The sequence below is a fragment of the Alteromonas sp. W364 genome, assembly GCF_031846205.1.
In the GTDB taxonomy this organism is placed as follows: Bacteria; Pseudomonadota; Gammaproteobacteria; order Enterobacterales; family Alteromonadaceae; genus Glaciecola; species Glaciecola blandensis.
Genome location: NZ_JAVRID010000004.1, coordinates 14,707 through 29,344 on the forward strand (window position 1 = coordinate 14,707; position 14,638 = coordinate 29,344).

A 14,638-nucleotide genomic window follows, 5' to 3' on the forward strand; every position below is an offset into this window, starting at 1 on the left:
TCTGTCGTGATCGATGAAATTGAATTAGACGCAAGTCAACGCATGGAAAAAAGCATTGTTGCTTTGAAAGGCCAACTAAGCAAAATTAGAACTGGTCGTGCTCACCCGAGTCTACTCGACAATATTATGGTGCCATACTACGGTTCTAATACCCCTTTGAAGCAGGTTGCTAACGTCGTTGCAGAAGACAATAGAACGCTCGCGCTTTCAGTCTTCGATAAAAGCATTATCCAAGCTGTTGAAAAAGCAATTATGCAATCTGATTTGGGCCTGAACCCAATGAGCGCTGGCACAACGATTCGCATCCCAATGCCACCGCTAACTGAAGAGCGTCGAAAAGACCTCATCAAAGTGGTTCGAGGCGAAGCAGAACAGGGTCGAGTCTCTGTTCGAAATGTGCGTCGTGATGCAAACAGTGACATCAAAGAGCTGTTGAAAGAAAAAGAAATCAGTGAAGACCAAAGCCGCGCTTCTGAAGAAAACATTCAGACGCTTACTAACGATTTTATTAAGAAAATTGACAGTATCTTAGCGGATAAAGAAAAAGAACTAATGGAAGTATAAAATTTGAGTTCTGATAGTGCCTCGCATGCATCTTCTATCCCCGAAGATGCAATGCCTCAACACGTTGCGATTATTATGGATGGCAACGGTCGTTGGGCTCAACAACAAGGAAAGTTGCGCACTTTTGGCCATAAGGCGGGCGTAGAAGCGGTACGCAGTTCTGTTCGCTATGCTCGTAAACATGGCATCAAAGCACTCACGTTGTTTGCCTTCAGTAGCGAAAACTGGAAGCGTCCGAAAGACGAAGTGAAAATACTGATGCAGCTTTTCAATCTCGTATTATCGAGTGAAGTTAAAAAGCTGAATAAGAATAATATTCGCTTGAGAGTGGTCGGTGATTTATCAGCCTTTGATGAAAAACTAGTCACTAAAATCCGTAAAGCAGAAACTCTCACAGAGAATAATTCATCCCTAACCCTGAATATCGCCGCTAACTATGGTGGTCGTTGGGATATCGTTAATGCTGCCAAGATGTTGGCTGAGGATATCGCTGAAAGCAAGGTCAATATTGAAGATATTGATGAGGAACGCTTTCATCAGTATACCTGCATGTCAGATCTTCCTCCTCTAGATTTGATGATCCGTACCGGTGGTGACCATCGGGTTAGCAACTTCTTATTGTGGCAATGCGCATATGCAGAGTTCTATTTTTGTGAGACACTTTGGCCCGATTTCAATGAAAGCAAGTTTGAAGAAGCTGTTTTTGATTTTTGTCAGAGACAAAGACGCTTTGGACAAACTGGAGAGCAGGTAAGCCCTGCAAATCAAGGTCAGGGTTAATGTTAAAACAAAGAATAATAACTGCACTCATACTTGCCCCTTTAGCCATTTGCGCAATACTATTTTTGCCAGTGGAGCACTTTAAAGTAGTCATTGCAGGTGTGGTAGCACTTGGCGCTTATGAATGGGCGAATATGTCAGGCATCAATGGCAGAGTTGCCAAAGCCACTTTCATGACCCTTATTCTGCTCATTTGCGCGATTCTCATTTTCGCTGTCGACGGCCAACAAGTCTGGTACCAAGGCGAACTTAACGGTATTTACAAGTTTATATTGGGCATTGCTGCTGTTTGGTGGGCGGTGTCTTTAGGTATGATTTTAACTTACCCAAAGTATAGCTCAGCATGGACAGAGAATGTGCCCATCCGAGCAGCATTTGGTATTCTTACCCTCATCCCAACATGGGTAGCGGTTATCAGTCTCAGAACGAATTTATACGAAGTCGATCCATTTTATGGTGCTTCACTCATTTTCTATGTGCTTGGTATTGTTTGGGCTGCCGACATCGGTGCATTCTTCGTAGGGGTCAAATTTGGTAAACATAAATTACGCCCTAACGTTTCCCCTGGTAAAAGTATTGAAGGCCTGCTTGGCGGTGTAATGGCTTCTTTAGCGATTATCGCATTTGCTGCCTTGCACTATCAGTTTGAAGCTTCACGCATTGGCTTGCATATCGTTATTGGTGTTATTACCGTAGCTGTTTCTGCATTAGGGGACTTAAACGAAAGTATGTTTAAACGTTGTGCTGGCATTAAAGACAGTGGCAAGCTCTTACCTGGTCATGGTGGTATCATGGACCGCATTGATAGCCTTACAGCAGCGTTCCCAGTATTCGCGTTTTGTTATGTCGTTTGGATGGCCTAGGTTGTGTACATGCTTTTCTATCAAACACGGATTAGGTACTGAGTCGCTATTGTGAAAACTATTACCGTCCTTGGTGCGACTGGTTCCATCGGTCAAAATACACTGGATGTGATCGCCAGACATCCCCATGATTTTCGTGTGTTCGCTATCAGTGGACACGCCAATTTACCCTTGCTAGTGACATCCGCAGTCGCGTGTTCTGCTAGATATATTGTTATTTCAAATGAAAGCAGCTATGCCGCATTAAAAGACCTCATGTCAGAGGCGAATTGTCATTCTGAAATTTTAGTTGGAGCCAAGGCACTCGAGCAAGTCAGCTCAGCGCCAGAAGTTGATACCGTGATGTCCGCTATCGTAGGTGCAGCAGGCTTACTTCCAACATTAGCAGCGGTTAAAGCTGGTAAACGTGTGTTGTTAGCGAATAAAGAGTCATTGGTCATGTCCGGTGAACTATTTATGAATGCAGTGCGCGAGCATAAAGCTGAGCTACTGCCGATTGATAGCGAGCATAATGCTATTTTCCAATGCTTACCTGCTAATTTTGAATATGCAGAACTACAACGTAGTGGTATATCCAAAATATTGTTAACTGGCTCAGGCGGCCCTTTTAGAACCAAAGATTTAGATACTTTTGAGTCCATCACTCCTGATCAGGCCTGCGCTCACCCAAATTGGACAATGGGACGCAAAATCTCAGTTGATTCAGCATCAATGATGAATAAGGGATTGGAGTTTATAGAGGCCAAGTGGCTATTTGGTTTGAAGGAAAGTGATATCGAGGTGGTTATCCATCCACAAAGCACCATTCATTCCATGGTGCAGTATGTTGATGGTTCTGTTATTGCACAGTTGGGTAACCCAGATATGCGCACACCGATCGCTTACGGTTTGAGTTTTCCAGAAAGAATCGAGTCTGGCGTTGAGCCGCTAGACTTTGCAAGCTTAGCCGATTTCAGTTTCACAAAGCCTGAAAAGCAACGTTACCCTAATTTGTACTTAGCGATTGACGCGTGTAAACAAGGTCAGTCATCAACGACGGTATTGAACGCAGCAAATGAAGTCGCAGTGCAGGCCTTTTTAGATGCTAAGATTTCTTTCTTAGATATCGCTAGAATTAACCAAGAAACTCTGCAACAGCTTGAATATATTGAACTCGACTCTATTGCTCAAGTCATAGAACATGATAGCTTGGCTAGACGAATAGCCAATACAATCTTAGGAAAACTTTTGTAGTGTTTGAAATTATTCGAAATTTAGGCGCGTTTATTGTTGCGCTAGGCTTGTTAGTTGCCGTGCATGAATGGGGACACTTTATTGTGGCCCGAAAGTGCGGTGTAAAAGTGCTGCGTTTTTCCATCGGTTTCGGTAAGCCAATTTATAAAAAAGTGACATCCACTGGCATGGAGTTTGTCATTGCGGCAATTCCGTTAGGTGGCTACGTGCGCATGTTAGACGGTCGTGTTGACGACGTTAGCGAAGAAGACAGAGCTGTATCCTTCGATCATCAAGCGGTTTGGAAACGTTTTGCGATTGTAGCCGCAGGGCCGGGCATTAACTTTTTATTCGCAATTTTAATCAGCATGTTGGTGTTTATGATTGGGCAAGACACACCAAAACCTTTCATTGGAGAGATAAAAGCTAATTCTTATATTGCGGCGACAGGTGCCGAAGAGGGCGACCGTTTTATCGAAATTGATGGGCAAGAGACGCTCACATGGAAGTCAGTTAATATTGAGCTGATGTCGCATATTGGCGATGACATCATTCCCTTCACTGTCATCAAACCGACGGGCAAAACAGCCAGTTATCAGATGAAAATGCCAAATTGGGATTATGATCCAGACCAACAATCCATTTTTGAGTCCATCGGCTTTGAAGTCTACCGTCCAAAGTTGTTGAAAGTTATTTCAGATTTAGTGCCTGATAGCCCCGCACAGAAAGCGGGATTGCAACAAAATGATGAAATAATGAAACTAAATGGAACTCTTATTGAAGATTGGGGACAAATACAGGACTACGTTGCGGCGAAAGCTAATCAAGCAGTGACGGTTGAGTTCTTGCGAGACGGAGAGCTTAGAACCGTTGATTTAGTGTTGGGTGAACGTGATACGCCAGACGGTAAAACGGGGTCTATAGGGATTTATCCAAGTCAAGAGACTTACCCAGAGACGCATTACTTCAATTATCAATCTGGACCTTTTGAGGCTTTAGTCAATGGAAGTAAAGAAACTTGGCGTTTAATGACCTTAACTGTGCAAATGTTAGGCAAATTTGTGACCGGAGATGTTGCGGTTAAAAATTTGAGTGGCCCGATTTCTATTGCACAGGGCGCTGGAATCAGTGCAAGTTATGGAATTATTGCTTTTTTAGGGTTTTTAGCCCTGATCAGTGTTAATCTAGGCATTATAAATTTGTTACCATTACCCATGCTCGACGGCGGGCATTTAATGTATTTTACAGTGGAATGGATTACCGGCAAGCCTGTCCCAGAGTCAGTTCAGGAAATAGGTTTTAGGATAGGCGGCGTGTTGTTAATCTTGCTAATGGTTACTGCCATTTTCAACGACATCAATCGCATTACATAATAATAGTTTTATAAAAAACGTGTTTTGGAAGAATATCAGTTAATGAAGTGTAAACAGTTAGTTTTAGTCGCCCTAATGGCATTTACGTCCTTATCATTTGCACAAAGTAAATCCGAATTTGTTGTTGAAGATATTCGTGTAGAAGGTTTGCAACGTGTTGCATTAGGTGCAGCGTTAACTTACCTACCGGTGCAAGTCGGTGACGAGCTAAACGCTTTCCGAGTTAGTCAATTAATTCGCTCACTATATTCATCTACTCACTTTGAAAAAGTCGAAATTCTGCGTGACGGTGGTGTGTTAATCGTTCGTGTCGCTGAACGACCTACTATCAGTAATATTGTATTCGAAGGTAATGACGATATTAAAGACGAGCAATTGACTGATAGCCTTGAAGGTTCAAATATCCGTATTGGTGAGCCGCTTGACAGAACCGTGCTTACCTCGATTGAAAACGGTTTGAAAGACTTCTTCTATAGTATTGGTAAATACAATGCTGACGTGTCGGCAATTGTGACTCCATTGCCACGTAATCGTGTTGATTTGAAGTTATTGTTCGAAGAAGGCGATGCCGCCAAAATTAAACAAATCAATATCGTTGGTAATGAAATCTTTAATGATGAAGAATTATTCAACATCATGGAACTCAAGTTTGATACACCTTGGTGGGACTTCACGTCTGAAACACGTTATCAGCAACAAACCTTAGCGGGTGATTTAGAAAATCTCACTAGCTACTACAAAGACCGCGGTTACTTGCGATTCGCAGTCACTTCAACTCAGGTATCGATGACGCCTGAAAAAGATGGTATTTACATTGGTATGAATGTGAACGAGGGTGAGCAATATACTGTATCAGAAGTGGAGTTAGTGGGTGACCTGCTCGGCTTCGAAAACTTCCTAAGTCAAGTATTACCGCTGCGTACCGGTGAACTATACAACCAAGCAACGGTGACTTATACAGAAGAGTTCATTAGCAAGTATCTGGGCCGCTTTGGATACGCTTACCCTACAGTAACAACAATTCCAGACATTAACGACGAAGACAAAACAGTAAAGTTGGCCTTATCTGTCGACCCAGGTAAGCGCATCTATGTGCGCAGAATTAACTTCGAAGGTAACGTGATTACGTCTGACGAAGTATTACGTCAGAACGTAAGCCAGTTGGAAGGAACATGGTTGTCTGATCCTTTGTTAGAGAGCTCGAAAGCATCTTTGTCGCGTCTTACGTACATGGAAACGGTTGAATTTGAAACAACGCGTGTACCAGGTGAAGACGATAAAGTGGATGTTGACTTCAAAGTAAAAGAACAAGCATCAGGTTCATTCCAAGCGGGTATTGGTTACGGTGACAACACGAAATTGAGCCTACAAGCTGGTATTCAGCAAGACAACTTCTTGGGTACAGGTAAACGTATCGCGCTTAACTTAAATACGGTTTCTTACCAACAATCAGCTCAGCTAAGCTACACAGACCCATACTTCACCATTGACGGTATTAGTCTAGGTGGTTCACTTGGTTACAGTAAGTTTGATGGTGGTGACTTTGGTGTTGTTCAGTACGACAGTACGCGTTATCAGATTGGTGCTAATATTGGCTATCCTATTAACGAAGTAAACCGAATCAGTTTCGGTCTAACTTACGCAAACGTCGAGTTATCAAGTGATAATACGAGTTTTGAACAGACTTCTCGCTTCTATGACCAATTCAGAAGTATTGATGACCCAGACTCGGCAATAAAGTACGAGAGCTTCTTGGCCTCTGCTAGTTGGACTCGTTCTACTTTGAATAGAGGTTTGTTCCCGACTGATGGTTCTTCTCAAAGAGCATCTATCAGCGTTACAACGCCTAATTCAGACGTAAACTACTTCAAACTAATCGCCGATACCAAGTTTTATTTTCCACTTAGCCGAAATCAACGTTGGTCATTACTAGCAAGACTTCGTTTAGGCTACGGTAATGGTTATGGTGATAAAAACGGTACAGAACAAATTCTTCCGTTTACAGAAAACTTCACAGCCGGTGGTGCAGATACCTTGCGTGGTTTTGAAGACAATACTGTTGGTCCGCGTGGTGTACAAAGGTTCACTAGCGTTATTGGTCAAACTCCCTCAGGTACACCTATTTTCGGTGGCCCAGACCAAGATAACATTATTGTTTCATCGCGCAGTTTAGGTGGTAACGCAATGGCAATCGGTGGCTTAGAGTTAATTGTACCGACGCCGTTCATCGAGACTGAATTTGATAGTTCAGTACGAACATCATTTTTCTTTGATATAGGTAACGTGTGGGATACTGAATTTGATTACGATTTGTATAAAGATTTAGAGTTCACTGCTCGCACAGGTGAAGGCCAACCGCTAGCCCTGGGTGACTATAGCGATTGGACGCAGTTTAGAAGTTCAGCAGGTTTATCTGTACAATGGATTTCACCGATGGGGCCGTTAGTGTTTAGTTTCTCGAAAGAAATTAATTCACGAGACGGTGACAACCCTAAATTCTTTACTTTCAACATAGGCTCAACTTTCTAAAGCGCTTTGAAAGTAGTATTATATTAACAACAAAATTTTAACCCTATTATAAGAACTGAGCGCTAAGACGTTCAGCAAGAAAACGGAACAGACTTAAGGAGTTTCCATTGAAAACATTTACTAAAACACTTATCGCTGGTGCGATGTTAAGCACTGCATTGTTAACGACTGCTGCTCAGGCTGCTGAACAAAAGATCGGTGTTGTTGATGTACAAGGTATTGTGCGTTCACTTCCTCAATATGCTGAAATAGCTCAACTTGTGACTGGTGAGTTTAAAGACCAGATCCAAGAAGTGAATAGCCAAACTGAAGAATACAACTTCTTGTTGCAAAAGTTTCAACGCGAAAGCGCAACGATGAGCGACGCTGAGAAGAAAGCATTAGAAGATCAAATAATCGCGCTTCAAAAAACCTTGCAAGAAAAGACAGGTCCATTACAGCAAGACATGCAACGTCGCGAACAAGAAGAGCAAAGAAAATTGTTCGGCTTGGTAATGCAAGCTGTTAATAAAATTGCTGCAGACGGCGAATATGATGTTGTTCTTAACCGCGGAACGACTCCTTTCGTGAAGCCAGAGTTTGATATTTCTGAGCAAGTACTAGAGCAAGTTAACAAAGCTCAGTAATACTGACTGTAATTCGCTTGGTTTTTCACCAAATCGAATAAACTGCATCCTATCAGGCCAACCAATGTGTTGGTCTGATTTGTTTTTGTCGGTTAAAAGCGTATCTTATGAAGCCTTATTTGACAGGCAATACAACAAAGTGACAGCATGGAGGCGAAAAATGCCTTTTTGCGGTAAAGGAGAAATTTTGGCTAACTCACTCAACACCATCGATATAAAAGAAATTATGGAATTATTACCTCACAGGTATCCATTTTTACTTGTTGATCGCATTACAGACTATGAACTAGGTAAATCGATTAAAGGCTACAAAAACATTACCTTTAACGAACCTTGTTTTATGGGGCACTTCCCAGGTCAACCAATTTTCCCGGGTGTTATGATATTAGAGGGATTGGCTCAAGCTGCTGGTGTACTTGGTTTTAAAACCATGGGCAATAGCGACCAGTTGTATTTGTACGCAGGCATCGATAAGGCACGTTTCAAACGCCCAGTGGAACCTGGTGACAAACTTGAATACACAGTTGAGCTCATCAAGGAACGCCGAGGTATCTGGAAGTTTTCAGGTCTTGCCACAGTAGACGGCAAGGAAGTGTGTAGTTCTGAATTTATGTGTGCAATGAGAGATATGTAATATGATCCATTCTTCATCAGTGATAGCTGAATCTGCAAAAATCGGAAAGAACGTACAAATTGGACCGTTTTGCTACATAGGCGAAAATGTCGAAATTGGTGACAATTGTGTCCTTACATCCCATGTTGTTGTAAAGGGCGATACCAAAATCGGTCGCAATAACGTGTTCTTTCAGTTTTGCTCTATCGGTGAAGATTGCCAAGATAAAAAATATGCTGGTGAAACAACCTACCTAGAAATTGGTGACGATAACGTATTTCGTGAATCTTGCACTATCCACCGCGGTACGACGCAAGATCAAAGTATCACCAAAATAGGCAACAGAAACTTGTTGATGGTGAATACTCACCTTGCACATGATTGCATGGTAGGTGACGACAACATTTTTGCCAATAACTGCACTGTAGCTGGCCACGTTCACGTCGGCAATCAAGTGATTCTGGGCGGCATGACAGCAGTTCACCAATTTTGTCACATCGGGTCTCACGCTTTTACTGGCGGCGGCGCAATTGTGTTAAAAGATGTTCCTCCGTATGTCATGGTTAGCGGCATTAAGCACATTCCCCAAGGTATTAATAGCGAAGGCTTGCGACGCAGAGGCTTCACTTCAGATAGCATTATGGCGATAAAACGCGCCTACAAAGTTATTTATCGAAATGGAAATACCACAGACCAAGCATTACCTTTACTCAACGAGATGGCAGAGACTCACGCAGAAGTGAAGATATTGGCTGATTTTGTTGCCAGTTCAAAACGCGGGATCGTGCGTTAAATAGCAATTACTTGCAGGTCTAGTAAACCAATGACAACACAAAAACCGCTCAAAATTGGGATTGTGGCAGGCGAGCCCTCTGGCGATACGCTTGCTGCTGGTTTTATGGCGCAGTTACAAAAACGATATCCAGATGCTATTTTTGAAGGTATCGGCGGTAAAAACCTAAAAGCGCTTGGTTTGCACTCTCTTTTCGACATGGAAGAACTGTCAGTCATGGGGCTTGTCGAAGTTTTAAAGCACCTTCCTCGTTTATTGCATATCAGAAAAACAGTGACCCAACACTTTATCGATAATCCGCCTGATATTTACATTGGCGTGGATGCGCCAGACTTTAATCTAGGCGTGGAAACCAAACTAAAACAAAAGGGCATTAAAACAGTTCACTACGTCAGTCCAACCGTTTGGGCTTGGCGCGAGAAGCGTATTCATAAAATAGCGAAAGCCACGCATCTTGTGCTTGGTATTTTCCCTTTTGAAGCGGATATCTATAAGAAATATCAAGTGCCTTACCAATATGTTGGACATACCATGGCAGACAGCATTGCCTTGGAGCCAAACCAACAAGTTATGCGAGAGCAATTTGGCCTCAGTTCAGAAGATCAAGTCCTAGCTATTCTTCCTGGTAGTCGAGCGAGAGAAGTGGATAGCCTTCTTCCTGATTTTATGGCTACGGCAGCCCTTGTTAAGCAAGATATACCAGAGCTTAAGGTAATGATTCCTGCAGCCAATGAGGCCAGAGAGAGACAGATAAAAGACTTACTCGTTTCCTTAGATACGAAGATGGAATCTATTGTCACAAGCTCCTCTGCTCGTGACGTCATGATAGCTTCAAATGCGGTATTACTTGCGTCAGGCACTGCGACTTTAGAGGCCATGTTGTGTAAAAAGCCAATGTTAGTCGCGTACAAGATGTCGAAGCTAACGCATATGATCATGAAGCGTTTATATAAGCCAGATTACTTTTCTTTACCTAATATCCTCGCGAATGAAGAACTGGTTACCGAGTTGTTACAAGAAGATGTGAATCCTGAAAATATGGCCTCATATATTTCGGCCTTATTGAAATCAGACAACAGTGCACTCATAGCCCGATTTACAGACTTACACCGCAACCTGCAATTACATGCTGATGAGCAGGCGGCGAAAGCGATTGCGGACCTGATAGAAGTATGAAAAAACAGCAAGATTTAGCTGCTCTGCAAACATCTTTGGCACCCTATAAATTCATTGCAGGCGTAGACGAAGTCGGACGCGGTCCCTTGGTGGGTGCCGTTGTTACAGCGGCGGTGATTTTAGACCCTAGTAAGCCCATTATCGGCCTAGCTGATTCCAAAAAGCTCAGCGAAAAAAAACGTACTGAATTATCCGCACTAATTAAACAAAACGCGTTATCATGGAGTATCGGAAGGGCAGAAGTTGAAGAGATAGATCAACTTAATATTCTGCATGCCACGATGCTTGCAATGGAACGTGCCGTAGCGGGTCTGCATGTGCAACCCGAGCATGTGCTAGTCGACGGTAATCGTTGCCCTAACTGGTCTTATTCTTGCGATGCAGTAATAAAAGGCGATGCGCTTTTTCCGCAAATATCTGCAGCATCTATTATTGCCAAAGTTGCGCGAGATGAAGAGATGATTGCATTAGATCAGCGCTATCCGAACTATGGTTTTGCGGCCCACAAAGGCTATCCGACCAAAGCGCATTTAGCCGCATTAGATGAACATGGCCCATTGTCATGTTACAGAACAAGTTTCAAGCCTGTGCAAAACGTGCTTTTACGTTGGCAAGGCGAATTACAGGATGAGGTAAAATAAGTGTCAGCACCCTTTGTACACTTAAGAGTTCACAGTGACTTTTCAATGCAAGACGGTTTGAATAAAGTAAAACCGATCCTAGCAAAAACCAAGGCCTTAAATATGCCTGCGGTAGCCATCACTGACCAAATGAACATGTGTGGTCTGGTAAAGTTTTATTCCACTGCATTTGCGGAAGGTATTAAGCCGATTATTGGTTGCGATATCTGGTTGCTATCTTCTCAATTCCCAGATGAAATAACCCGTTTAACTTTGTTGGCGAGAAGCCTTGAAGGTTACAAAAACATTACTGAAATCATTTCTAAGGCATACAAGCAAGGCCATGTACAGTACAAAGTAGTGGTTCGAGAAGAGTGGTTAGCTGAGCATGCTGAAGGGATAATTGTTCTGTCAGGAGCGCTCGCGGGCGATCTTGGTATTGCTCTTACTAAGAATAATACAGCAATAGCTGAGAATATTACGGCATTTTTCCAGAAGCACTTTCCCGATCATTATTATATTGAATTGATTCGAACAGGCCGCGATGGCGAAGAGGATTATATCCATCGTGCTGTAGAGTGGGCTGAGCAGCATGACTTGCCGGTGGTTGCCACTAACGAAGTGTGTTTTAACGATCCTGAGGGTTATGAGCCACACGAAGTGCGCGTTTGTATTAGTGAAGGTTATACATTAGAAGATAAACGACGTCCTAAGAGGCACAGTGACCAACAGTATTTGCGCAGTGCAGACGAAATGGTTGCGTTGTTTAGTGATATACCGTCGGCTATTGAGAATACGATCGAGATAGCCAAGCGTTGCAACGTTGAACTGACTTTAGGTGAGTACTTCTTGCCGCAGTTTCCAACTGGCGATATGACGACTGAAGACTTCCTAGTGAAGGTGTCTCGTGAAGGTTTAGAACGGCGTTTATTGAAGCTGTTCCCTGATGAAGACGAACGCAAAGAAAAGCGCCCTGAGTATGATGAGCGTTTAGAAATAGAATTGAAAGTAATCAACCAGATGGGTTTTCCTGGGTATTTCTTGATCGTCATGGAGTTTATCCAATGGAGTAAAGACAACAATATCCCGGTCGGGCCTGGCCGTGGCTCTGGTGCTGGCTCCTTAGTGGCTTATGCACTCGATATCACAGATCTTGACCCATTAGAGTTCGACCTTCTTTTTGAGCGATTCTTAAACCCTGAACGGGTATCTATGCCTGATTTTGATATCGATTTCTGTATGGACCGTCGTGATGAGGTGATCGATCATGTTGCTGATATTTATGGACGAGATGCAGTATCACAAATTATTACTTTTGGAACGATGGCGGCTAAAGCGGTTATTCGTGATGTCGGTCGCGTCTTAGGGCATCCCTATGGCTTTGTTGATCGAATCTCTAAACTCGTGCCACCCGATCCTGGCATGACGCTCGAGAAAGCCTTTGCTGTAGAACCTCGCTTGCCCGAGTTATATGATGCCGATGAAGAAGTTAAAGACCTGATAGATACTGCTCGAATACTTGAGGGCGTGACCCGAAATGCAGGTAAACACGCTGGTGGTGTGGTTATTTCACCCACCACTATCACAGATTTTTCGCCCTTATACTGTGACGATACAGGTTCAAACCCAGTTACCCAATTTGATAAAAACGATGTTGAAACTGCCGGCTTGGTGAAGTTTGATTTCTTGGGCCTGCGCACATTGACTATCATTCAATGGGCTATTGATATGGTAAAAGAGGTACAGGGCAAAGATATCGATATTACCCAAATTCCTCTTGTCGATGCGAAGAGTTTTAGAGTATTGCAAAACGCCGAGACAACAGCGGTTTTCCAGCTTGAATCCAGGGGGATGAAAGATCTGATTAACCGCCTGAAGCCAGATTGTTTTGAAGATATTATTGCTTTAGTTGCTTTGTTCCGCCCTGGTCCATTGCAATCAGGCATGGTAGACAACTTCATCGACAGAAAACATGGCCGAGAAGCTATTTCTTATCCTGACGCTGAATATCAGCACGAATGTCTACAGGAAATCTTAGAGCCTACGTATGGCATTATTTTGTATCAAGAACAGGTGATGCAGATTGCTCAGGTTATGTCTGGCTATTCGCTCGGTGGTGCTGATTTGTTGCGTCGTGCGATGGGTAAGAAAAAGCCGGAAGAAATGGCAAAACAGCGAGCCTCATTTGAACAAGGTGCTGCAGACAATGGCATTGATCCCGACCTTTCTATTAAAATCTTCGACTTGGTTGAGAAGTTTGCCGGTTATGGCTTTAACAAATCACACTCTGCTGCTTATGCACTGGTGTCCTACCAAACGCTTTGGTTGAAAGCACACTATCCCGCAGAGTTCATGGCTGCTGTAATGTCAGCGGATATGGATAACACCGATAAAATTGTGACTTTGGTCGACGAATGTGGTCGCATGGGGCTAGATATTCTGCCGCCAGATTTGAATGCAGGTCAGTATAAATTTACGGTAAATGCTGAAGGTCAGATTGTGTATGGTATTGGCGCGATTAAAGGGGTAGGTGAAGGCCCTGTCGAAGCAATTATCGAAGCAAGAGAACAACAAGGTCAATTTAAGGACCTGTTTGATTTTTGTGCGAAAGTGGATGTTAAGCGAGTCAACAAAAGGGTGCTTGAAAAATTAGTACTCAGTGGCGCAATGGACAACTTAGGTCCACATCGTGCGGCTTTAATGGCCAGTATTAAAGATGCGCTTGACGCAGCATCTCAACACGCAAAAGCAGAGTTGGCTGGGCAAGCCGATTTATTCGGGGTGCAGATTGAATCCGATGAAGATGTAAGCAATGCCTTTGCTAATGTGCCTGAATGGTCCGAGAAAGTCTGGTTAGATGGTGAAAAAGAAACCCTTGGACTATATTTAACCGGTCACCCGATCAATCAGTATATAAAAGAGATTAGACAATACTCAGATGGCCGCCTAGCAGATTTAACGCCAACGAATCGTGACCAGTTTGTTAGCACGGTAGGCCTTGTATTAGGCGTGAGAGTCATGACTAATAAAAAAGGTCGCCGATGGGGAATTGTGACATTAGACGATAAATCAGCCAGAATGGATGTCAGGTTTTACCCCGATATGTATGAGCAGTACGAATCGGTGCTTGTTTCAGACAATTTATTGTGGGTTAAAGGACAGGTCAGCTTTGATGAATTTTCCGGTGGCAATACAATAAACGCTAAAGAAGTGTTAACGATTGTTCAAGCGCGAGCAAAATACGTCAAACAATTGAAAATTAGTATCCCAGAAAAGTTGTGTACTTTGTCAACAGTCGCTAAAGTGCAAGGTATTATGCAAGATTACAAAAATGGGACGTGTCCTTTGCACATTCATGTAGAACATGAAGATGCAGAGGTAACCATTGCAGCAAATGCGCAATGGTACATTGAACCAGATGAACAATTACTAGTTGAACTGCGCCATGTACTGGGCAGTGAACGCGTTAACTTAGAATTTAATTAAAAG

12 protein-coding genes are annotated in these 14,638 nt (G+C 43.0%); all 12 read left to right on the forward strand.

The window, feature by feature from the left end:
- Positions 1-6 precede the first annotated feature (6 nt).
- The 12 genes from frr to dnaE all read left to right on the forward strand — a co-directional run bounded on the left by frr (position 7) and on the right by dnaE (position 14,635).
- Positions 7-564, forward strand: a complete 558-nt coding sequence (gene frr / locus RM556_RS07290) for a ribosome recycling factor (RefSeq protein ID WP_311361510.1) — start codon at positions 7-9, stop codon at positions 562-564.
- Between the two features lie 51 nt (positions 565-615).
- Entirely contained in the window at positions 616-1,344 is a 729-nt protein-coding gene (uppS, locus tag RM556_RS07295; RefSeq protein ID WP_409220067.1) for a polyprenyl diphosphate synthase, read from the forward strand.
- Entirely contained in the window at positions 1,344-2,207 is an 864-nt protein-coding gene (locus RM556_RS07300; protein WP_311361512.1) for a phosphatidate cytidylyltransferase, read from the forward strand. Before uppS ends, RM556_RS07300 begins: the two co-directional genes overlap by 1 nt.
- 51 nt (positions 2,208-2,258) lie before the next feature.
- On the forward strand, positions 2,259-3,440 hold the full coding sequence (ispC, locus tag RM556_RS07305) for a 1-deoxy-D-xylulose-5-phosphate reductoisomerase (RefSeq protein WP_311361513.1): 1,182 nt from the start codon (positions 2,259-2,261) through the stop codon (positions 3,438-3,440).
- Positions 3,440-4,792 carry a sigma E protease regulator RseP gene (rseP, locus tag RM556_RS07310; RefSeq protein WP_311361514.1) on the forward strand — a complete coding sequence of 451 codons (1,353 nt, stop codon included), beginning with the start codon at positions 3,440-3,442 and terminating at the stop codon, positions 4,790-4,792. The genes ispC and rseP overlap by 1 nt, the downstream gene beginning before the upstream one ends.
- 42 nt (positions 4,793-4,834) lie before the next feature.
- Positions 4,835-7,321: an outer membrane protein assembly factor BamA gene (gene bamA / locus RM556_RS07315; RefSeq protein ID WP_311361515.1), complete on the forward strand. Its 2,487-nt coding sequence runs from the start codon at positions 4,835-4,837 to the stop codon at positions 7,319-7,321.
- 107 nt (positions 7,322-7,428) lie between these two features.
- Positions 7,429-7,947 (forward strand): OmpH family outer membrane protein, encoded by a 519-nt coding sequence (locus RM556_RS07320; RefSeq protein ID WP_311361516.1) that lies wholly within the window; start codon positions 7,429-7,431, stop codon positions 7,945-7,947.
- A gap of 187 nt (positions 7,948-8,134) precedes the next feature.
- The gene (fabZ, locus tag RM556_RS07325; protein WP_311361517.1) at positions 8,135-8,581 is read left to right on the forward strand and encodes a 3-hydroxyacyl-ACP dehydratase FabZ; all 447 of its coding nucleotides are present in this window, start codon (positions 8,135-8,137) and stop codon (positions 8,579-8,581) included.
- A 1-nt stretch (position 8,582) separates the two neighbouring features.
- Positions 8,583-9,353: an acyl-ACP--UDP-N-acetylglucosamine O-acyltransferase gene (gene lpxA / locus RM556_RS07330; RefSeq protein ID WP_311361518.1), complete on the forward strand. Its 771-nt coding sequence runs from the start codon at positions 8,583-8,585 to the stop codon at positions 9,351-9,353.
- Positions 9,354-9,383: 30 nt separating this feature from the next.
- Positions 9,384-10,529 carry a lipid-A-disaccharide synthase gene (gene lpxB, locus RM556_RS07335; protein ID WP_311361519.1) on the forward strand — a complete coding sequence of 382 codons (1,146 nt, stop codon included), beginning with the start codon at positions 9,384-9,386 and terminating at the stop codon, positions 10,527-10,529.
- Positions 10,526-11,170 (forward strand): ribonuclease HII, encoded by a 645-nt coding sequence (gene rnhB, locus RM556_RS07340; RefSeq protein ID WP_311361520.1) that lies wholly within the window; start codon positions 10,526-10,528, stop codon positions 11,168-11,170. The genes lpxB and rnhB overlap by 4 nt, the downstream gene beginning before the upstream one ends.
- 45 nt (positions 11,171-11,215) lie before the next feature.
- The gene (gene dnaE / locus RM556_RS07345) at positions 11,216-14,635 is read left to right on the forward strand and encodes a DNA polymerase III subunit alpha (RefSeq protein WP_409220068.1); all 3,420 of its coding nucleotides are present in this window, start codon (positions 11,216-11,218) and stop codon (positions 14,633-14,635) included.
- Positions 14,636-14,638 lie beyond the last annotated feature (3 nt).

Bases quoted from the DNA above. Each gene is read 5' to 3' on its own strand.
- uppS (WP_409220067.1), top strand. From the start codon at position 616: ATGCCTCAACACGTTGCGATTATTATGGATGGCAACGGTCGTTGGGCT.
- RM556_RS07300 (WP_311361512.1), top strand. From the start codon at position 1,344: ATGTTAAAACAAAGAATAATAACTGCACTCATACTTGCCCCTTTAGCC.
- bamA (WP_311361515.1), top strand. From the start codon at position 4,835: ATGAAGTGTAAACAGTTAGTTTTAGTCGCCCTAATGGCATTTACGTCC.
- lpxA (WP_311361518.1), top strand. From the start codon at position 8,583: ATGATCCATTCTTCATCAGTGATAGCTGAATCTGCAAAAATCGGAAAG.
- lpxB (WP_311361519.1), top strand. From the start codon at position 9,384: ATGACAACACAAAAACCGCTCAAAATTGGGATTGTGGCAGGCGAGCCC.
- rnhB (WP_311361520.1), top strand. From the start codon at position 10,526: ATGAAAAAACAGCAAGATTTAGCTGCTCTGCAAACATCTTTGGCACCC.
- dnaE (WP_409220068.1), top strand. From the start codon at position 11,216: ATGCAAGACGGTTTGAATAAAGTAAAACCGATCCTAGCAAAAACCAAG.